Origin of the sequence: Streptomyces sp. NPDC002088, from assembly GCF_040296605.1 — a bacterium.
Classification (GTDB): domain Bacteria; phylum Actinomycetota; class Actinomycetes; order Streptomycetales; family Streptomycetaceae; genus Streptomyces.
The window spans coordinates 343,317-363,783 of sequence record NZ_JBEOXO010000003.1 but is presented as its reverse complement, the minus strand read 5'-3'; the positions used below and the strand labels follow the sequence as shown (position 1 = coordinate 363,783).

Annotated in this window: 16 protein-coding genes and 1 pseudogene; 10 read left to right on the top strand and 7 right to left on the bottom strand. The window is 71.2% G+C overall.

Annotated features, from left to right (window positions below):
• The first annotated feature begins 5 nt into the window (after nucleotides 1–5).
• Nucleotides 6–1,199 (top strand): sensor histidine kinase, encoded by a 1,194-nt coding sequence (locus ABT114_RS08950; protein ID WP_351140153.1) that lies wholly within the window; start codon nucleotides 6–8, stop codon nucleotides 1,197–1,199.
• On the top strand, nucleotides 1,196–1,834 hold the full coding sequence (locus tag ABT114_RS08945; protein ID WP_351140150.1) for a response regulator: 639 nt from the start codon (nucleotides 1,196–1,198) through the stop codon (nucleotides 1,832–1,834). The genes ABT114_RS08950 and ABT114_RS08945 overlap by 4 nt, the downstream gene beginning before the upstream one ends.
• Before the next feature lie 111 nt (nucleotides 1,835–1,945).
• Here the strand turns inward: ABT114_RS08945 and ABT114_RS08940 are convergent, their stop codons facing one another.
• Nucleotides 1,946–2,608, bottom strand: a complete 663-nt coding sequence (locus ABT114_RS08940; protein WP_351140148.1) for a mycothiol-dependent nitroreductase Rv2466c family protein — start codon at nucleotides 2,606–2,608, stop codon at nucleotides 1,946–1,948.
• Between the two features lie 136 nt (nucleotides 2,609–2,744).
• Between ABT114_RS08940 and pepN the strand changes: the two genes are divergently transcribed.
• The 3 genes from pepN to ABT114_RS08925 all read left to right on the top strand — a co-directional run bounded on the left by pepN (nucleotide 2,745) and on the right by ABT114_RS08925 (nucleotide 7,353).
• On the top strand, nucleotides 2,745–5,360 hold the full coding sequence (gene pepN / locus ABT114_RS08935) for an aminopeptidase N (protein ID WP_351140146.1): 2,616 nt from the start codon (nucleotides 2,745–2,747) through the stop codon (nucleotides 5,358–5,360).
• 205 nt (nucleotides 5,361–5,565) lie between these two features.
• Nucleotides 5,566–6,639: a hypothetical protein gene (locus tag ABT114_RS08930; protein WP_351140144.1), complete on the top strand. Its 1,074-nt coding sequence runs from the start codon at nucleotides 5,566–5,568 to the stop codon at nucleotides 6,637–6,639.
• Nucleotides 6,640–6,840: 201 nt separating this feature from the next.
• A complete protein-coding gene (locus ABT114_RS08925; RefSeq protein ID WP_351140142.1) occupies nucleotides 6,841–7,353 on the top strand; it encodes a GNAT family N-acetyltransferase in 513 nt (170 codons plus the stop codon).
• Nucleotides 7,354–7,368: 15 nt separating this feature from the next.
• On the opposite strand, the gene ABT114_RS08920 is transcribed toward ABT114_RS08925, so the two are convergent.
• From ABT114_RS08920 to ABT114_RS08905, 4 genes and pseudogenes are all read right to left on the bottom strand, one after another.
• Complete coding sequence (locus ABT114_RS08920; protein WP_351140552.1) at nucleotides 7,369–8,550, bottom strand: glycosyltransferase; 1,182 nt, start codon at nucleotides 8,548–8,550, stop codon at nucleotides 7,369–7,371.
• A 197-nt stretch (nucleotides 8,551–8,747) separates the two neighbouring features.
• On the bottom strand, nucleotides 8,748–9,893 hold the full coding sequence (locus tag ABT114_RS08915) for a serine hydrolase domain-containing protein (RefSeq protein WP_351140140.1): 1,146 nt from the start codon (nucleotides 9,891–9,893) through the stop codon (nucleotides 8,748–8,750).
• Nucleotides 9,894–9,991: 98 nt separating this feature from the next.
• Nucleotides 9,992–10,381: pseudogene (locus ABT114_RS08910) on the bottom strand (TIGR03767 family metallophosphoesterase); the annotation flags it as partial.
• A gap of 11 nt (nucleotides 10,382–10,392) precedes the next feature.
• On the bottom strand, nucleotides 10,393–10,857 hold the full coding sequence (locus ABT114_RS08905) for an NUDIX hydrolase (RefSeq protein ID WP_351140138.1): 465 nt from the start codon (nucleotides 10,855–10,857) through the stop codon (nucleotides 10,393–10,395).
• A 286-nt stretch (nucleotides 10,858–11,143) separates the two neighbouring features.
• Between ABT114_RS08905 and ABT114_RS08900 the strand changes: the two genes are divergently transcribed.
• Nucleotides 11,144–14,452, top strand: a complete 3,309-nt coding sequence (locus ABT114_RS08900) for a S8 family serine peptidase (protein WP_351140136.1) — start codon at nucleotides 11,144–11,146, stop codon at nucleotides 14,450–14,452.
• A gap of 59 nt (nucleotides 14,453–14,511) precedes the next feature.
• Here the strand turns inward: ABT114_RS08900 and ABT114_RS08895 are convergent, their stop codons facing one another.
• On the bottom strand, nucleotides 14,512–15,255 hold the full coding sequence (locus ABT114_RS08895) for a hypothetical protein (RefSeq protein ID WP_351140133.1): 744 nt from the start codon (nucleotides 15,253–15,255) through the stop codon (nucleotides 14,512–14,514).
• Nucleotide 15,256: 1 nt separating this feature from the next.
• Nucleotides 15,257–15,784 (bottom strand): RNA polymerase sigma factor, encoded by a 528-nt coding sequence (locus tag ABT114_RS08890; protein WP_351140131.1) that lies wholly within the window; start codon nucleotides 15,782–15,784, stop codon nucleotides 15,257–15,259.
• Between the two features lie 140 nt (nucleotides 15,785–15,924).
• Between ABT114_RS08890 and ABT114_RS08885 the strand changes: the two genes are divergently transcribed.
• From ABT114_RS08885 to ABT114_RS08870, 4 genes are all read left to right on the top strand, one after another.
• Nucleotides 15,925–17,721 carry a TerD family protein gene (locus tag ABT114_RS08885; RefSeq protein ID WP_351140129.1) on the top strand — a complete coding sequence of 599 codons (1,797 nt, stop codon included), beginning with the start codon at nucleotides 15,925–15,927 and terminating at the stop codon, nucleotides 17,719–17,721.
• Nucleotides 17,666–17,875 carry a hypothetical protein gene (locus ABT114_RS08880; RefSeq protein ID WP_351140128.1) on the top strand — a complete coding sequence of 70 codons (210 nt, stop codon included), beginning with the start codon at nucleotides 17,666–17,668 and terminating at the stop codon, nucleotides 17,873–17,875. Before ABT114_RS08885 ends, ABT114_RS08880 begins: the two co-directional genes overlap by 56 nt.
• Nucleotides 17,876–18,124: 249 nt before the next feature.
• Nucleotides 18,125–19,150, top strand: coding sequence for an aspartate-semialdehyde dehydrogenase (locus tag ABT114_RS08875; RefSeq protein ID WP_351140126.1), 1,026 nt, complete (start codon nucleotides 18,125–18,127; stop codon nucleotides 19,148–19,150).
• Nucleotides 19,151–19,298: 148 nt separating this feature from the next.
• A complete protein-coding gene (locus tag ABT114_RS08870; protein ID WP_351140124.1) occupies nucleotides 19,299–20,465 on the top strand; it encodes a TerD family protein in 1,167 nt (388 codons plus the stop codon).
• The last annotated feature ends 2 nt before the right edge of the window (nucleotides 20,466–20,467 follow it).

The window sequence follows — 20,467 nt, the reverse complement described above, 5'->3', positions numbered from 1 at the left end:
CCGGTATGACCGCTCTCGCCGGACCGTCCGCCGACGTCTTCTGGGCCACCTCACTGCGCCGGTGGAACACGGTGTGCTGGGTGCTGTTCGCCGCGATGGCCGTCGGGATCGCCACGATGGGGCGGCCCGGCGGCAGCACCTACGCGGCGCTCGCGCTGCTCGCCGGCGTGGCGCTGGGCTTCGCCGTGCTGCTCCGCTTCCCGGGCAATCCCGTCGTACGGCCGCACGGCTATCTCACCGTGCTGGTGCTGGCACTCGGCGGGCTGGCGTATCTGCGCACCAGCTATGCGGCGCTGTTCATGGTGACGCTGCCGCACTACTGGATGTTCGGGCGGACGCCGAGGGCCTCGATGGGGTTCCTGGGGCTGGCCACCGCCGGGACCCTGGTGGGGAGTTGGGTGCAGCAGGGCTGGTCGGCGGAGTTCTTCGGGGAGACGACCGTGTCCACCCTGATCGTCGTCGCCGTGGGGGTACTGATCGGGCTGTGGGCGCACGCGGTGGTCGAGCAGAGCACCGAACGCGCCCGGCTGATCGACGAGTTGGAGCGGACCCAGGCGCAGCTGTCCGAGGCGCACCAGCGGCAGGGCGCGGCGGACGAGCGGGAGCGGCTGGCGCGGGAGATCCACGACACGCTCGCGCAGGGCTTCGCGTCGATCGTCGTGCTCGCGGAGGCGGCCCGGGCGGGACTCGCCGCCGACCCCGGGCGCAGTGCGCGTCAGCTGCGCTCGATCGAGTCGACGGCTCGCGAGAACCTCGCCGAGGCCCGCGAGCTGGTCGGCTCGCCGGGGCAGCAGGGCCAGGCCGCGGCCGGGTCGGTCGACCGGACGCTGCGCCGGATCCTGGACCGGTTCGCGGAGGACACCGGGCTCACCGTGGAAGCGGAGCTGGCCGATCTCGACTGCGACCAGCAGACCCGGATCGCGTTGCTGCGCTGCACCCAGGAGTCCCTGGCGAACGTGCGCAAGCACGCCCGCGCGTCGACGGTCGGGGTGATCCTGGCCCGGCGGCCGTACGGGGTGGAGCTGGAGATCACCGACGACGGCACCGGGTTCGTGGTGGAAGCCTCGACGGGCTTCGGACTCGATGGGATGCGCAAGCGACTGGCGGAACTGGGCGGGCGGCTGACGGTGACGAGTTCGGTCGGGGACGGGACGAGGGTCCTGGCGGTCGTGCCGCCGGGCGGCGAGGGGACGGCATGAGCGAGGGGAAGCTGCGGGTCGTGGTGGTGGACGACCACACCGTGATGCGGGCCGGGGTGATCGCGCTCCTCGACGGGGAGGAGGGCATCGAGATCGTCGGCGAGGCGGGCGACGGCCGGGCGGCCCTCGACCTGGTCGCCCGCCACCACCCCGATGTGGCACTCGTCGACCTTCGGATGCCGGTGCTGGATGGGGTCAGGACGACGACCGAGATCGTCGCCCGTCACCCGCGCACCCGGGTGCTGATCCTGACCACGTACGACACCGACGCCGACATCGAGCGGGGGGTGGAGGCGGGCGCCATCGGCTATCTGCTGAAGGACACGACCCGCGAGCAGCTGGTCGACGCGATCCGGGCGGCGGCGCGCGGCGAGACGGTGCTCGCACCCCGGGTGGCGGAGAAGCTGGTCGCGCGGATGCGGCGCCCGGCCCAGGATCCGCTGACCTCGCGCGAGACCGACGTGCTGAGCGCGGTGGCCGACGGCCTGACCAACGCGGAGATCGGCCGTCGCCTCGTCATCTCCGAGGCCACGGTCAAGACCCATCTGCTCCGGCTGTTCGCCAAGCTGGACGTGAACGACCGGACGCGGGCGGTGGTGGTGGCGATGGAGCGGGGGCTGCTGCGGGGGCCGTAGTGCGTACGACACGACGGGAGGAACCATGACCACCAAGTACCCGCCCGATCCGGCGGAGTGACCGCCGCCGATCCGCTGTTGGCGGTTCGTCGGCGGTCGGCTACCAGCCGCTTACAGGTTGCTGAAGTCCGGGCCCTGGGTCCGGGTGCGCTTGATCTCGTAGAAGCCCGGGACCGAGGCGACCGCGAGGGTGCCGTCCCAGAGACGGGCGGCCTCCTCGCCCTTCGGGGCGGGGGTGACGACCGGGCCGAAGAAGGCGATCTGCTCGCCGTCCGGGCCGGGGACGGCGATGACCGGGGTGCCGACGTCCTGGCCGACCTTCTCGATGCCCTCCTTGTGGGAGGCGCGCAGCTCGGCGTCGAACTCGAAGTCCTCCTGGTCGGCGTACTCGATGAGGTCGGCGGGCAGGCCGACGTCCTTGAGGGCGCCCGCGACGGCCTCGAGGGTCGGGCCCTCGCCCTGGTTGTGGATGCGGGTGCCGAGCGCGGTGTAGAGCGGGCCCAGGACGTCGTCGCCGTGCTTCTGCCAGGCCGCGGTGACCACGCGCACCGGCTGCCACGCCTTGGTGGCGAGCATCTCGCGGTACTCCTCGGGCAGCTCGTCCAGCCGGTTCTCGTTCAGCACCGCCAGGCTCATGATGTGCCAGCGGACCTCGATGTCGCGGACCTTCTCCACCTCCAGCACCCACCGGGACGTCATCCAGGCCCAGGGGCACAGCGGGTCGAACCAGAAGTCGACGGGTGTCTTGGCGGAAGCGGTCGCGGTGTCGGACATGGCTCTCCTCGGGATGCGGTCTTTGGGAGTCGCAACACCGACCTCCACCACCCCATTCCCGGGTGCCCTGCGTCAGGGGCGCATGGCAGGATCGGTCCTGTCCACATGCTGAACACCACCCGAGGGAGTGCCGCCCGTGCCCGGTGAGAATCTGACCCGCGACGAGGCCCGGGAGCGGGCCGCCCTGCTGTCCGTCGACGGGTACGACGTGTCCCTCGACCTGCGCTCCGCCGTCGGCGACGGTGAAGGCGGCCGGGACGGTGAGCCGCGCACCTTCCGCTCGGTGACCACGCTCCGCTTCCGCTGCAACGAGCCGGGCACCACCAGCTTCGCGGACCTGATCGCGCCGAGCGTCACGGCCGTCTCGCTCAACGGCAAGGACCTCGACCCGGGGGCCGTCTTCGACGGGTCGAGGATCCTGCTGGAGGATCTCGCCGCGGACAACGAGCTCGTCGTCGACGCCCAGTGCGCCTACTCGCGCACCGGCGAGGGCATGCACCGCTTCGTCGACCCCGAGGACGGCGAGGTGTACCTGTACACCCAGTACGAGCCGGCCGACTCCCGCCGGGTCTTCGCCAACTTCGAGCAGCCCGACCTCAAGGCCCCGTTCCGCTTCGAGGTGCGGGCGCCGGAGGGGTGGGTCGTGTGGAGCAACGGGGCCGGTGAACTCACCGACGGGGTGTGGCGGTTCGCCGAGACCAAGCCGATCTCGACGTACATCACGTGCGTGACAGCGGGCCCGTACCACTACGTGACCGACTCCTACTCCCGCACCTTCGCCGACGGTACGACCCTGGAGATCCCCCTCGGCGCCCTGTGCCGCAAGGGCCTGGCGCCGTACTTCGACGCCGACGACGTCTTCCTGGTCACCAAGCAGGGCCTGGACTTCTTCCACGACCACTTCGACTACCCGTACCCGTTCGGGAAGTACGACCAGGCGTTCGTGCCGGAGTACAACCTGGGCGCGATGGAGAACCCGGGTCTGGTGACCTTCCGCGAGGAGTTCATCTTCCGCGGGAAGGTGACGCAGGCGTCGTACGAGGGCCGCGCCAACGTGATCCTGCACGAGATGGCGCACATGTGGTTCGGCGACCTGGTCACCATGGAGTGGTGGGACGACCTGTGGCTGAAGGAGTCCTTCGCCGACTTCATGGGCGCGTTCTCGCTGGTCGGCGCGACCCGGTTCACCGACGGCTGGATCACCTTCGCCAACCGCCGCAAGGCGTGGGCGTACCGCGCCGACCAGCTGCCGTCCACGCACCCGATCACCGCCGACATCCGCGACCTCCAGGACGCCAAGCTCAACTTCGACGGCATCACGTACGCCAAGGGCGCGAGCGTCCTTAAGCAGCTGGTGGCGTACGTCGGCCAGGACGCGTTCCTGGAGGGTGCCCGGCGCTACTTCAAGCGCAACGCGTACGGCAACACGCGGCTGGGCGACCTGCTGTCGGTGCTGGAGGAGACCAGCGGGCGGGACATGGCCGCGTGGGCGCGGTCCTGGCTGCAGACGGCCGGGGTCAACTCCCTCACTCCGCAGGTGCTGTTGAGCGCGGAGGGCCGGATCACCGAGCTGGCCGTGCTCCAGGAGGCCGCCGCTGTGCTCGATCAGCCGACTCCGTCGGCGGGGCACCCCGAGCTGCGCCCGCACCGGGTCGCGATCGGCCTGTACCGGCGGACGGCGGACGGCGCCCTGGAGCGGTACGCGCGCGCGGAGGCGGACGTCGACGGCCCGCGTACGGTCGTGGCGGAGCTGGCCGGCGCCGAGGCCCCGGAGCTGGTCCTCGTCAACGACGACGACCTGACGTACTGCAAGATCCGCTTCGACGAGACCTCGCTGGACACGCTCCGCGCCCACCTCGCCGACATCACCGACCCGCTGGCCCGCGCCCTGTGCTGGTCGGCGCTGTGGAACCTGACCCGGGACGCGCTGCTGCCGGCCCGGGACTTCGTCGACCTGGTGCTGCGGTTCGCGGGCCGCGAGTCGGACATCGGGGTGCTGCAGATGCTGCACGCGTGGGCGGAGTCGGCGCTGGTCCACTACGTGGCACCGCAGTGGCGGGAGACCGGCGAGCGGCTGCTCGCGGAGGGCGCGCTGAAGGAGCTGCGGCTGGCCGAGCCGGGCAGCGAGCACCAGTTGGCGTGGGCGCGGTTCTTCGCGACCGTGGCGTCCGGCGCGGACGAACTCCAGCTGCTCCAGGGCCTGCTGGAGGGAACGGCGGAGATCGGCGGGCTGGTGGTGGACCAGGAGCTGCGCTGGGCGTTCCTGGGGCCGCTGGCGGCGCACGGGGCTGCCGACGAGTCCGTACTGGCGGCCGAGCTGGCCCGCGACGACACGGCGTCGGGCAAGCGCCACCAGGTCCGCTGCCTCGCCGCCCGCCCCTCCGCGGCGGTCAAGGCGCAGGCGTGGGCTCAGGTGGTCGAGTCGGACGCGCTGTCCAACGCGCTGGTCGAGGCCACGATCGCGGGCTTCGTGCAGCCGTCGCAGCGGGAGCTGCTCGCACCGTACGCGGAGAAGTACTTCGCGGTGATCGAGCGGGTGTGGCGGGAGCGGTCGATCCAGATCGGCATGGACGTGGTCCGGGGCCTGTTCCCGTCCCTCCAGGACTCGGCCGAGACGCTGGCCGCCGCCGACGCGTGGCTGTCGGCGCACGAGAAGGCGGCTCCGGCGCTGCGCCGGCTGGTGCTGGAGGCGCGCGACGACCTGGCACGGGCGTTGCGCGGACAGGCGTGCGACGCGGCGGCGGCCGGCTGATCCCACCCCGGGGATCGCGTACTTCGTAGCCGTTACGGAATTCAGGCAATCAGAGCCGTAACCCCTGGTCCCACCCGAACGGACCAGGGGTTTTCCATGGCCTTCGGCATCCGAACACCCGTCCTTTAGTGCTGTCTTGTCCGGATTTGCCGACGGGCTTGTAACAGCGGTTAGGGAGCCGATCCGACGCGGGAATCTCCGGGTCATGAACCACAACACCCCGCTCCCCCCGGTCCCCCCGCTCTCCTCCCGTCCCGTGCGTCACCTCTCCGAGGTGCACCGCCGTGTCATGACGGCCGCTCAGCTCCGCTCGCACGGCGTCTCGTCCGCGGAGACGAACGAACAGTGCCGCGCCGGCGGCCCCTGGCAGCAGTTCCTGCCGGGCGTGTTCCTGCTCCACCCCGGCCCGCCGACCAGCGAGGAACGGCTGCACGCGGTGCTGATGTACGCAGCCCGTGAAGCGCAGGCGCAGCGCGCGGTGGTTCCGGTCCAACCTGACGCCGACGGTGGTGGGGAAACACATCGGCCGGTGTACGCCGACGTGATGATCACGGGGCTGGCGGCCCTGACGCTCCACGGCTTCGCCTCCACTCCCCCGCTTCCGTCCCTGGAGAAGATCGACGTCCTGGTCCCGCGGCTGCGCCGGCTGCGCTCGGCGGGCTGCGCGAGGATCATGCGCACCTCCGCCTTCCCCACTCCGCGCCAGGTCACGGGGCTCCCGGTCGCCCCCGTCCCGCGCGCCCTGGCCGACGCGGTGGCGGAGCTGGCGGACGCGGCCGCCGTACGCCGGCTACTGACGGAGGCGGTACGCGGCGGCCACTGCGAACCGGCCGCCGTCGTACGTGAGCTGACCCAGGCCAAGCTGCTCAGTCGCCCGCATGTCGTGGACGCCGTGGACTCGTTGCTGGCCGAGGGCCGCGCGATCGCGGAGGACCGCCTGTACCGGATGGTCCGGGAGTACGGCCTGCCCGACCCCGTGTGGAACGTCGACCTGCGACTGCCGGGCGGCCCGCACCTGGGCGGCCTGGACGCCTACTGGCCGGAGCACGCGGTGGCGGTGGAGCTGGACACCCGCGCACCCCGTCAGGACGAGGACGCGCTGTGGTCCGAATACGCCCGCAAGCGCGAGCACTTGGAGCGGCTCGGCATCACGGTCGTCCACGTCACCCCGAGGAAGCTCCGCGACTCGATGCAGCAGCAGGCGGCGGTGATCCGTACGGCCCTGATGGCGTCCGCGGACCGGGATCCCGCCGCGTATGTCTTGGTGCTGCCCCGGTAGTGAGGGACCGGGCGTACGCATCAGGAGGGGAGAGGAGGGGCCGCCGGAGTCGATCCGGACGGCCCCTCCTCGTGCAGCCGCACGTCGGCGGTTCGCGGCCATGGATATGGTCCCTTCGGGGAGGGGGCTGTCGGGGATCTCCTGCGATCCCCGGATCCGATGCGATCTCTGCCGATCCGCCGAAGGACCAAGGAGGAGCCAGTGCGGTTGCGCAATGTCACGCCGGACGACGTCGACGCCTACGTCCGGATGAGGTGCGATCCCGTGATGATGGCCGAGCTCGGCGGGCCGCTGCCGCGCGAGGGCATCGAGGACAAGGTGCGGCGGGACGCGCGGGAGGCGGCCGCCGACCTCTCCTGGAGCAAGATGATCGTCCCCGATCCGGACGCCCCCGAGGTGGCGGCAGGCCACGTGACCCTCTGGTCGCACGACACCGACGAGGGCCCCCTGTCCGAGATCGGCTGGATGGTCCTGCCCGAGTTCCAGGGGCGGGGCGTGGGCAAGCGCGCCGTCCGCATGCTCCTCGAACAGGCCCGCGACGAGAACCGCTGGGGAGTCGTCCACGCCTTCCCGGCGACCGGCAACGGACCCTCGAACGGCATCTGCCGCTCCCTGGGCTTCCGGCTGCTCGGCCAGGTCGACGTGACGTTCGCCGACCGGGTGCTGCACAGCAACCACTGGGCGGTCGACCCGCGCGTGGATCTGCGCCGCTGACGCGGGCCGGGGCTCCTACCGCGGTTCCGGCAGGGACGACCGGGTCGTCCGCGTGTGCACGCGGTCGATCAGTTCGGCGTACGACGCGATCATGCGCGTACGGCTGAAACGCTCGCGGCTGCGGGCGAGGGCCGGTGCGAGGGCGGTGCGGCCGGCGACCGCCTCGCTCCAGGCCCGGGCGACGGCCTCCGGGTCCGGCGGGGTGACGATCCCGTGCCCGGTCACGATCGCCGCGCTGTCGCCGACGTCGGTGGCCACGGGGACGGCGCCGCACATCATGCCCTCGATCAGGCACAACGGGGCCGCCTCGCCCCAGGAGGAGGTCAGCGCGACCACGTCGGCACCGGCGTACACGACCTCCATGTCGCGCCGCACGCCCAGGAGGTGAAACCGCCCGGCCGGTGGCCGCTCGCCCTCGAAAGCGGCCCCGATGTCCGCCGCGAGCGCCGGATTGGCCGACGTCATGCCCGCCCCGCACATCAGCACATGCCCGTCGGGCTCGCTGCGGAGCCAGGCCCGGGCGGCCCGCAGGAACAGCGGGACGTTCTTCATCGCCGCGTACCGGGCGGCGAAGACGACCACCGGCGCCGTGTCCGGGATGCCGAGCTCCGCCCGCAGCGCGACCCGCCGGGCCGCGTCGGGCCGGAAGCGGAACAGATCCACCCCGTTCGGGATCACGTACAGCAGTTCCCCCGGGATCCCGGCGGCCTCGTACGCGGTCCGGGTCGACTCGGCGCAGCAGACACAGGCCGCCACCGTGCCGTCGGCGATGGCGGCCTTGAGCTCGTCCAGCGCCGGGCCCTGGTTCTCGGGGTCCGAGCGGTGCAGAGCGACCACCACCGGGCGGCGCGGCAGGCCCGCCTGGTTGAGCAGCGCGAGGGGCTGCTCCTTGAGCGACAGGATCACATCGGCGTCCGCCATGGCCCGGGCCGTTTCGGCCAGCTCCGGCCCGCTGAAAACGGCCGGATCTCCACTCGCGCCGAAGGTGCGGCCCAGGGAGCCGACGCCCACCCCGGCCGCCGTCAGCGCCCGGTAGCAGGCGTCGTCCTCCATCCGCTGCCGGGTGGCCTCACGGTGCACCTCGCCGTGAACGCTCAGCACCCGGTGGTACTGCCCGCCCTCCCGCAGCCCCAGCACGACATCGCTGTGCAGGATCCGGGCCCCGCCGGAAAAGAAACCCTCGTAGACCGACAGCACCCGCAGCCCGAGTCCGCCACGCACACGATCACCCGCCTTGCACACATATCAAGCCATCCCCCGTGAAGTGCGGGTTAGCCGATATGAGGCGTTACGGACATTGCGTCCGCGTTAACGCGGTGCTTCGTGTCGGTGTCTGCTCATTTACACCCGACTGCTCCCCTCCACTCGCCTTCTGCTCGTCTTCTGCTCGCCCTCTACTCGCCGCAGAACTCCGCCTCGATCACCGCGTAGCTGTCCCCCGACCAGTCCCCGTTGAAGTTGAGCGCCAGCGCATGGCGGCCGTCCGCCGTCGTCACCGCCGAGGACGCGGAGCCGTGGATGCCACCGTCGTTGCCCCAGACGTGGACGCCGCAGCTGAGCTCGCGGTCGATGAGGCCGAGGCCGTAGCGGCCGTTGCGGATGCCGTCGGCCTTCACCGTGGTCTTCATCTCCTTCAGCTGCTCCGGCGGGAGCAGGTCGCCGCGCAGGAGGGCCCGGTAGAAGCGGTTCAGATCGGCCGAGTCGGAGATCATCTCGCCTGCCGAGGAAGCGATGGAGGGGTTCAGCCTCGTCACGTCGTACGTCGGGACCGTGGTCGTCCATGCCAGCTTCGAGTAGGCATGGCTGCTGGGCCGCGGGACGGTGACCCGGGTGCCGGGGACGGACGTGGCGGTCAGATGCAGGGGCTCGATGACGCGGCGGCGGATCTCGGTGGCGTACGGGCGGCCGGTGGCGCTCTCGATCACCATGCCGGCCAGGACGTAGTTGGTGTTGGAGTAGTTCCAGGAGGTGCCGGGGGCGGCGTCCGGCCCGTGGGACATCGCGATCGCGACCAGGTCCGCCGGCTTCTTCGTGTCGTAGCGGTGTGCGTCGAAGCCGTCTTTGAGGAAGTACATGCGGGCGAAGTCGTCGTCCGACGTGTAGTCGAAGATGCCGCTCGTGTGGTCGAGCAGCTGACGGAGGGTGATCCGGCGGCCGTCGTGGCCATGGCCGTGGACCACGCCCGGCAGCCACTTCTCCACCGTGTCGTCCAGCGACAGCCGGCCCTCGGCCTCCAGCTGGAGCAGCACCGTGGCCACGAAGGTCTTGGTGATGCTACCGACGCGGTACCGGTCGGCAGCCGAACGCGGCTCGCCCGTGCCGAGGTTGCCCACGCCCGCCGTCGTCGCCCAGGCCTTCTGCCCGTCCTGCGCCGTCGCCGTGACCCCGGGCACGCCGTCCGCGACGGCGGCCTCGACGGCTCGGCGGGTCGCGTCGTGAGGACCGTCTCCGGCGGGAGCGGCCGCCACCGCGGGTGCCGTGAGCGCGGCGACCGAGAGCGCCACGGCCGTCGCTCCCACCAGGACCGTACGTACCGGCATGCCTTACCCCTTCGTCGAGCCCCGTCAGGCTCAGTCAAAGGGAGAAACCCGAGGGCTGTGCGGAGGAGTTGCCTGACGTTACGCCAGTTGAGCGAGTTTTAGCCCTTCTTGAGCACCAGCTCGGTGTTGCGGTCCCGCGCCTCGCCCGCCTTGTCGGCGCGGGCGCCGGGGGTGTTGAAGGCCAGTTCGCGGTAGAGGGCCGCCAGGCCGGTCTGGGAGAGGTCGGTGAAATCCGTGCGGTGCGGGGCGGCGGACTCGATCAGGGTGGTGAAGACGGAGAGGGTTCCGTCCTTGTTGTCGGCGAGCTCGATGACCCGGGCGAGTTGGGGGTGGTCGACGTGGGAGGCGGTGGAGATCTCCCAGAAGGAGTGCCCGGCGGAGGACGTGTGCGAGGTGATGACGTTCTTGTGGATGTGGCCGTTCACCCAGGCCAGGACGTTGCGGTGACGGCCGAGCAGGGAGACGACCTCGGCACCGCCCATTTTCCGGGGCAGGGCGCCTATTCTCGCGGCTCCTCCGCGAGGCGTCCGACGGCCGGGCGCTCACGCCACAGCCTCAGCGCCACGTCGACCAGCCGCACCCGGGTCAGCCCGGGTACGGCGTCCAGGTCCTGCCAGGCGGCGAGGTCCGTGGAGCCGTTGATCTCGTTGCGCAGCTCGCCGCCGACGACCCGGCCCTCGTAGACGATCCGTACGCCGTGGTGGTCGGCGGCGCGGCGCAGGCCCTCGCGGCGGAAGGTGCGCTGGAAGGAGTGCACGCCGAGGAGGCCGGTGACCTCGATGCGGTAGCCGGTCTCCTCCGTCACCTCCCGCCGGACGGTGTCGTAGGGGTCCTCTCCATGCTCCATGCCGCCGCCGGGCAGGACCCACTCTGGGGTGCCGTCGGGGGCGGGTGAGCGGGCGAGCAGGATCTGTCCGTCGCGGACGCAGACGGCGTAGGCGGCCACTCTCAACTTCTTGCGCACACGGGGACGTTAACCGCGGGCGTGAGCATGCGCTCGCACCGTCGGAGACTACACGCGTAGACAACTAGCCGACGGCTCACAGGAATGTGACAGGTTGCCCGGTTGCACCCTCAAAGTCCATCGCGGGTTTTCCCCATACATCCATATCGTTTCGGTCAACCCTCCCCAAACATCTGTCCCTTGGGTAAAGCTGAGCGATCGTCCGGGGCCACAGTCCGGACGATCGCGACCAGGGCCGATCGGTCCGGTCGTTCCACGCTCGTTCCTTTACCTACAGGGGATGCCGATGACCCTCACCCCCCAGAGTGAACCGATACCCGGCGCGAGACGCGTGGTCCGCATAGCCGTCGCCGCCGGTCTGGTGGCCGCGCTCTCCGCGGCCGGGCCGATACCCATGGCCTTCTCCGCGGGCCAGGCGCCGGCCGCGGCGGACCCGGGCGTCAAGTCCGCGGACGAGAAGCTCGGCTCCGACGACGCCGACCGGCTCGCCCAGGCCAAGGCGGACGGCGACAAGACCGTCACGCTGATGGTCGCGACCGCGCCCGGCCAGACCGAGCAGGTCGCCGAGAAGCTGGACGCGGTCAAGGGCGGCTCGGTGGGCCGCACCTACGACAAGCTCGGCTACGTCCGGGCCACCGTCCCGACGGGCACGGCGGACTCGGCCATCGCCGCCGCCGCGAAGCTGTCCTCCGTGCAGGCCATCGACCTGCGGCAGGAGATCCAGCTCGACGACCCGACGCCGAGCGCGGACACCGCCGAGGGTGCCACGTCCGCCGGGACCACGGCCACTTACTCGGGGCCGAACAAGAACACCCCCGCCGAGAACCCGTACAACCCGTCCTTCGAGACGGGTGCCGTCGACTTCGTGAAGGACAACCCGAAGGCGGACGGCCGCGGCATCACCATCGGCATCCTCGACTCGGGCGTGGACCTGGGTCACCCGGCGTTGCAGAAGACCACCACCGGCGAGCGCAAGATCGTCGACTGGGTGACGTCGACCGACCCGATCGTCGACAGTGACAACACCTGGCGCCCGATGATCACCTCGGTGTCCGGGCCCTCCTTCACCTTCAGTGGCCGTACGTGGACGGCGCCTGCGGGCTCGTACCAGATCAGCACGTTCAAGGAGTCGTACACCACCGGCGGTGACGCGGCGGGCGACGCCAACCGCGACGGTGACACCACCGACTCCTGGGGCGTCCTGTACGACGCGGCGGCCGGCACGGTCCGCGTCGACCTGAACAACAACTACGACTTCGGCGACGACGAGCCGCTGAAGCCGTACAAGGACGGTTACCAGGTCGGCTACTTCGGTACCGACAACCCGGCGACCGACGTCGTCGAGCGCCAGCCGTTCGTCGTGCAGATCCGCAAGGACGTGCCGATGGACCCCTACGGCGGTGACTGGGTCGGCAAGAAGGTCGACTTCGTCAACATCGGCGTCATCGAGTCCGAGCACGGCACGCACGTCGCCGGCATCACCGCCGCGAACGGCCTGTTCGGCGGCAAGATGAACGGCGCGGCCCCGGGCGCGAAGATCGTCTCGTCCCGTGCCTGCACCTGGACCGGTGGCTGCACCAACGTCGCGCTCACCGAGGGCATGATCGACCTGGTCGTCAACCGTGGTGTCGACATCGTCAACATGTCGATCGGCGGCCTGCCGGCGCTGAACGACGGCAACAACGCGCGCGCCGCGCTCTACACGCGCCTCATCGACACCTACGGCGTCCAGCTGGTGATCTCCGCGGGCAACTCCGGCCCCGGCGCGAACACCATCGGCGACCCCGGCCTGGCCGACAAGGTGATCTCCGTCGGCGCGGGCATCTCCAAGGAGACCTGGGCCGCCAACTACGGCTCGGCCGTGACGAAGTCGTACGCGCTGCTGCCCTTCTCCTCGCGCGGCCCGCGTGAGGACGGCGGCTTCACGCCGACCCTCGTCGCCCCCGGCGCCGCGATCAACACCACCCAGACCTGGCTGCCGGGCTCCCCGGTCGCCGAGGCGGGCTACTCGCTGCCGGCCGGCTACTCGATGCTCCAGGGCACGTCGATGGCGTCCCCGCAGGCCGCCGGCGCCTCCGCACTGCTGCTGAGCGCCGCCAAGCAGAAGGGCATCGCCCTCACCCCGGCGACCCTGCGTACGGCCCTGACCTCGACCGCCGACCACATCAAGGGTGTGCAGGCGTACGAGGAGGGTGCGGGCAGCATCAACATCGTGGACGCCTGGGACGCCATCGAGGACGGCGCCACCGCCCACGATTACACGGTCCAGGCCCCGGTCGACACCGCGATCGACTACGCGCTGAAGACGCCGGGCTTCGGCACCGGCCTCTACGACCGCGAGGGCGGCCTGAAGGCCGGCCAGAAGAAGACGTACGACGTCACCATCACCCGTACGTCCGGTGCCGACAAGGCGATCCGGCACGAGCTGCACTTCGAGAACAACGCCGGTGACACCTTCAGGATCGTCGGCTCCGACGAGGTGAAGCTGCCGCTGAACCAGCCGGTGACCGTCAAGGTCCAGGCCGCGCCGAAGTCCGCCGGCATCAAGAGCGCGATCCTCGAGGTGGACGACCCGAAGACCGAGGGCCTCGACAAGCAGATCCTCACCACGGTCGTGGTCTCGACGCCGGTGAAGTACACCTTCTCCGCGTCGAACACCGTCCAGCGCAACAGCTCGCAGTCGTACTTCGTGACCGTGCCCGAGGGCGCGAAGTCGCTGGAGGTCGCCATCGGCGGGCTGAAGGACAAGAGCCAGACCCGGTTCCTCGCCGTCCACCCGTACGGCACGCCGGTCGACAACACCGGCACCCCGTACTGCTACAACAACTACCTCGACGGCAACGGCTGCAAGCCCGACGTGCGTTCGTACGCCGACCCGCAGGCCGGTGTCTGGGAGATCGACGTCGAGTCGCGCCGCACCTCCCCGCTGCTCGACAACCCCTACAAGCTCGACGTCGCCGTGCTCGGCGCGGCCTTCGACCCGGAGACCGTGACGGTGCCCGAGGCCAAGGCCGGTGTCCCGGCCGCCGCCTCCTGGAAGGTGACGAACAACTTCGCGGCCATCGACGGCAAGCTGGTGGGCGGTCCCCTCGGCTCGGCCAAGTCGGCCCGTCCCGCCATCAAGGAGGGCGAGACGCAGACCACCACGGTCGAGGTGCCCGAGGGCGCCAAGTCGCTGGACGTCGCCATCGGCAACGTCTCCGACGCGTCCGCCGACCTCGACCTGACGGTCTACGACGCCACCGGCAAGCAGGTCGGCCAGTCCGCCGACGGCGACTCGGAGGAAGCGGTCTCCCTCGCCTCGCCGGCCGCCGGTACGTACACCATCGAGGTCGTGGGCTACGCGGTCCCGGCCGGCTCGACCGACTACGACTACCAGGACGTCTTCTTCTCCGCCGCCCTGGGCTCCGTCACCGTCGACGAGTCCGCGCCGGTGAAGCTCGGCACGGGTGAGTCGACGACGGTCTCCGGCTCGGTCACCGCGCTGGCCGCCGCGCCCGAGGGACGCGAGTTCTTCGGCCAGGCCCAGCTGGTGAACGCGCGCGGCACGGTCGCGGGCGTCGCGAGCGTGAAGATCGAGAAGGTCACGCCGTAGTCCTCACTCCTACGGCTGGTGCGGGGCGGGCGTCCGGGAACGGGCGCCCGCCCCTTTTCTCAGTCACATGAGAGGCCTCGGGACTCGGGCAACGCCTTGAGGATCCAGGCCCGGTCGTGGGCGATGTCCGTCTCCCGCGTGCTCCAGATGTCGGGCGACGCCGAGTTGCGCGGGATGCCGATCAGGACGTGGTCGCCCTTGTGCAGCCGCGGGTCGACGTCCTCGTCCATCACAAAGGTGACCTGGTCCGTCCCCTTGTCCGGCTTGTAGTAGCGGTCCACGTCGAGGGTGATCCGGTCCTGCGCGTTGCCGGGTGCCGGCTCGACCTCGGCGACCGTGCCCTCGGCGATGAGCCGGGAACAGGCGATGTAGCCGGGGGCGCTTTGCGAGGACTCCGCCCCCTTCTCGTCTCCGCCGTCCGCCTTGGACGCCGAGGAGCTGTCGTTCGCCCCACCGGGCCCGCCCTGCGCGACGAGCCATCCCAGGCCGACGACCATCGTGCCCGCCGCGGCCGCGGCGAGGGTTCCCACCGCCACCACTAGGGCACGGCGGCCACGGTTCCTGGGGGCCCGTTCCGGGCGGCGGGTGCGCTTCCTGGAAGTCCGTCGCGGGACCGGCTTCCTCTCCTCCCCCTGGTCCGCCAGGGCATTCCCGAGGTCCGTCAACTGGGCGCGCAGCAGCGCCACGTCCGCCACCGCGGCCCAGTGTTCCGCCATGAACTCGGCGTCGTCGTGGGCCTCCTCGGTCAGTGGCTCGTCCGTGATCGCGGCCATGAGCGCGTCCATGCCTTCGTACTCGGCCACGTCACACCACCTCGTCCTCGTGCAGGCGGGCGCGCAGCGCGCGGACCGCCGTGTGCAGCCTGCTCTTGACCGTGCCCTCCGGGATGCCGAGCTCCTCGGCTATCCCGCGCACGGAGAGATCGGTGTAGAAACGCAGGACGAGGACCTGGCGCTGGGCGTCGGGCAGTTCGTCCAGGCCCTGGGCGACGGCGAGGGAGAGCAGGCTGGTGTCCTCGCCCGAGGGGTGTTCGTGCTGGCGCAGGGAGGCCAGCCGCTCCCCGATCCGCTCCTGGCGGCGCTTGTTGCGGTGCCAGTCCATCGCAAGGTTCGAGGCGACGACCGCCGCCCACGCGGACACGTCACGCGGCGCCTCGTCCCCCCTCGCCGCCCGCTCCAGCAACCGCAGGCGGACCTGCTGCACCCCGTCCGGCAGGTCCGCCTGCGGTACACCGCCGAGCGCGAGCACCGCACGCACCCGGCGTTCCTGGGCCGCGTCCAGGGGGTCGTCCACCCCCTGAGCGCGGCGGGCCTTTCTGCGCAGCACAGCCACCCCTCTCCTCCCCGCATTTCCCCTACGACGCGGCGGCGGTCCAAAACGTTCGGCCCACTTCGGCGAAGTTTTCCGGACCGCCGACCTCCACATTTCCCATCCCTCGACTTCGCATGATCCCCACTGTCAGCATGTGGCTCATGACGCACCTCACGAAGGGGGCCAACACCCCTGTTCCCGCAGGTCTCTTGCGGGTCGCCGTCTGCCGTCGCAGCGTCCCCGGAACGCCGGCCGTGGACGCCTCGGCTCTGCTGCTCGACGCGGTCGGCAAGGTACGTGGCGACACCGACCTCGTCTTCTACAACCAGCCGGCACATCCCTCGGGGGCCGTACGGCACGCGGGAAACGCCGAGGGCGACGGGCAGCTCGCCGAATGGCTGGAGCTGGACCTGCCGCACGTCGAGCCGGAGGTGCAGCGGGTGCTGATCACCGGGTCCTGCGACGGCGGGGTCTTCGGCCAGGTGCCCGGACTCGCCGTGCAGGCGCTGACCGGTGACGGTGCGATCGTGGCGCACTACGAGGTGACGGACGCGTCGAGCGAGACCGCCTTCGTGCTCGGTGAGTTCTACCGGCGCAACGGGGAGTGGAAGTTCAGGGCGGTCGGACAGGGGTATGCGTCGGGGCTCGCGGGACTGGCGACGGACTTCGGCATCGCGGTGGCCGAGGAGCCGGCACCGTCCGCCACACCAGCGCCCGCCGTACCGGTGTCGGCACCGGCACCGGAGCGCATACCGTCTGGTCCTGTCCCCTCGGACGCCGAGGTGGGCAAGGTCGACGAGCCCCCCGCCGGAGCGGACCGGCCGTCGACAGGGTCGCCCGGGTCGACCGGAGCCCCCGCAGCCCCCGCAGCCCCCGCAGCCCCCGCAGCCGCACGGTCCCGGGCGCTCGCACCCGGCGCCGGTCCCGTCTCCTGGGGTCCCGAGTTCGTCCCTTTCGTCCGGCACGGCCACGGCGACGCCGTGATCACCGTCGAGGGGCCGCGGGAGCCGGGCCCGGTGATCGTCGAGGCCTGGCAGGAGGAGGGGTATTTCTGCGTCTGCCCCCTCACCGCCGAGGACACCGAGGACAGCTCCCTCTTCAGCGTCACCGAGCCGGACTTCCACGGCAGCACCCTCACCCGGGTCCCGGAGGGCCGCCCGCTGCGGCTGAAGGTGCGGGCCGAGGAGGACTGGGAGGTGACGGTCCGGCCGGTCTCCACCGCCCGGCCGCTGACGCCCACGACCATGGGCGCCGGCCCCGAGGTGCTCGTCCACGCGGGCCCGCCCGTCGACGTGACCCTGGAGTGCCGGGGCGAGAAGGACGTCGACAGCCACTACTCGCTCCTGCGCTTCACCGTGGCCTCGGCGCAGGAACCCCGCCACGGCGACCTGGTCCTCAACGGCACCGGACGGCTGCGCAGGACCGTCTCCCTCACCCCGGGCCCGCATGTGCTCGCGCTCACGGCGCACGGCCCCTGGACGATCCTCACCCGCCCCATCGAGCGGGAACGCCCCGGCGGCCTGCTGGGCCGCGCCCCCGCTGGCTCTCCCCCTGCGGGGCCGGGGCAGCGCGGTGCTGCGCCACGACGGCCCGTCCGGGTTCCTGCGCACCCACATCCTCACGGACAACAAGCTGCTGTACGTCAAGAGCGTCGACACCCGCGCCGGCACCACCGTCACCTGCACCAGCTCGGCCTCGGTCGGCGAGCCGCAGCGCACGGCCACCGGTCCTCTGCACGTGGCGGAGCAGGGGTCCTGCCTGGTCCTGGTCGAGACCGACGAGGACGCCGACTGGCGGCTGGAGGCGCTGCCGCCGGAGGCGGTGCCCGTGTACGGCGGCGGGGCCGGCGGCCGGCTGACCAAGGCGGACCCGGCCGACGCGGTGTTCGAGGGCCCCGGCTGCGTGCTGGTGCGCCACACCGGCCCGGAGGCCGATCTGCGGTTCACCCGGACCAATGACCTGCTGCTGGGCCGGATCTTCGTGGTCATGCTGCTGGACGAGCACCTCAAACCGGTGCGCCGGATCGGCGAGGGGGCGGGGGTGCACCGGGTGCCGCCCGGCCTGCTCCAGATCCGCACGATCGGCAGCTGGCGGGTGGAACCGGAGCGCTGAGAGCGGAACGCGGAGGCGTACGTCACATCGCCGCGCCCGGCAGCACAGATTGCGGCACACGTCCCCCGGGGAGTGAATTTCTCCAGCTCACCGGGGGTGCAGGCCGGAGTTCCGCAAGGGTCCGTGAGGCCGGGGTGTCCCACTGTCCGGGCATGACCGGCAAAGAATTGGACAGGCGGGCCGGGGTCGGCATGATGGAAATACCCCCCATCAGTTACACACGAGTAAAAGCACGCAGAGGGAGTCGCCGTGAGGGTCGGAATCGTCGGAGCCACCGGTCAGGTCGGCACGGTCATGCGCAGGATCCTCAAGGAGCGGAACTTCCCGGTCAGCGAGCTGCGCCTGTTCGCGTCGGCCCGCTCGGCGGGGACCGTCCTGGACGGCGTGACGGTGGAGGACGCGGCGACCGCCGACTACTCCGGCCTGGACATCGTCCTCTTCTCCGCGGGCGGCGCGACCTCGAAGGCGCTGGCCGAGAAGGTCGCCGCCCAGGGCGCCGTCGTGATCGACAACTCCTCCGCCTGGCGCAAGGACCCCGAGGTCCCCCTCGTCGTCTCCGAGGTCAACCCGCACGCGATCGCCGACCGCCCCAAGGGCATCATCGCCAACCCGAACTGCACGACGATGGCCGCGATGCCGGTCCTGAAGCCGCTGCACGAGGAGGCGGGCCTGGAGGCCCTCGTCGTCGCCACCTACCAGGCGGTCTCCGGCTCCGGTCTCGCCGGCGTGGCCGAGCTGCACGGCCAGGCGCTCAAGGTCGTCGCCGACGCCGACAAGCTCACCCACGACGGCGAGGCGGTCGACTTCCCCGAGCCGCAGGTCTACAAGCGCCCCATCGCCTTCAACGTGCTCCCCCTCGCCGGCTCCATCGTCGACGACGGTCTGAACGAGACGGACGAGGAGCAGAAGCTCCGCAACGAGTCCCGCAAGATCCTGGAGATCCCGGAGCTGAAGGTCTCCGGCACGTGCGTGCGCGTTCCGGTCTTCTCCGGCCACTCCCTCCAGGTCAACGCCCGCTTCGCCCGCCCGATCGGCGTGGAGCGCGCGACGGAGCTGCTGGCCGGCGCCCCCGGCGTGACCCTCTCCGAGATCCCGACCCCCCTCCAGGCCGCCGGCCAGGACGCCTCGTACGTCGGCCGCATCCGCACCGACGAGACGGTCGAGCACGGCCTCGCCCTGTTCGTCTCCAACGACAACCTCCGCAAGGGCGCCGCGCTGAACGCGGTGCAGATCGCGGAGCTGGTCGCGGCCGAACTCAACGAGCTCAAGGGCTGACACCCGCGAACACGGCAGGCGGGGCGGGGCACCGACACGGTGCCCCGCCCTCCTTCTTGCGCGCCCTTTTCGCGCACCCTTTCCGCGTCCTCTCGGCGACCTCTGCGAACCACTCCCCGGACGGTGTGGTTTATGTGACGATCACGCCATGACGGAGATGGCCAAGGGCGGAAACCTGCCCGTTCCCGCAGCGGTTCTTCAGGTGGCAGTGACCTGGCAGCAGGGTCCCGGCGTTCCGGACGTGGACGTCTCGGCCCTGCTGCTCGACGCGACCGGCCGCGTCCGCTCCGACGCGGACCTCGTCTTCTACAACCAGCGTGAGCATCCCTCGGGCACCGTGCGTCACCTGGGCAAGGCGCAGGGAGCCGACGGGGCGACCGCCGACTGGATCTGGCTGGACCTGGCGACCGTCGAGCCCGCGGTGGACCGCGTCGTGGTGGCCGCCTCCGCCGACGGAGGAACGTTCGGGCAGGTACCGAAGCTCGACGTCCGGGTCGGCCTCCCCGAGGGCTCGCCCGTCGCGTCCTTCTCGATCGGCGACGCGTCGACGGAAACGGCGTTCGTCTTCGGGGAGTTCTACCGCAGAAACGGCGGCTGGAAGTTCCGCGCGGTGGGTCAGGGCTACGACTCGGGACTTGCCGGACTGGCGACGGACTTCGGGATCAGCGTCGAGGACGACGAGAGCACCGTCCAGGACGTGCCGAGCCCGCCGAGCCCGCCGACCGCCCCGGCGCGGGGCATCCTGGACGGCCTCGCGTTCGCGTTCCCGCCCTTTGTCCACCAGGGCTCGGGCAAGCAGCGCGTCACGTGTCCCGCGTCCCTTCCGTCCGGTGGGCGTGTGGTCGTCGAGATCGAGTGCCACGACAGCATTTCGGTCAGCGTGTACTCGTGCGACGAGTACGGGCGTACGGACGTGTCGCTGCTCGATGCCTACGAGGACGAGGTGCACGGACGGACGGTGGCGTCCGTTCCGCAGAACCGGCCGCTGTCCCTGAGCGTGGAGGCCGACACTCCCTGGACGCTGCGGGTGCTTCCCCTAGGTCAGGCCCGGCGCCTCGAGCACACACTCCATGGCCGGGGTCCCGATCTGCTGGTGTACGACGGTCCTGCGGGCGTTCTCTCCTTCACTCACCAGGGCGAGAGCAACTTCACCGTCTGGCACCACGTCGAGTCCGCCGACCCCGACTGGCCCGGCGACGACGAGGACCTCCTCGTCAACGAGGTCGGTCGCCTCGACGTACTGGCCCCCGTCCAGGGGCCGGGCCTGCTGCGCATAGGTGCCGACGGCCCCTGGCGCATCGCGGTGGGCGGCTGACG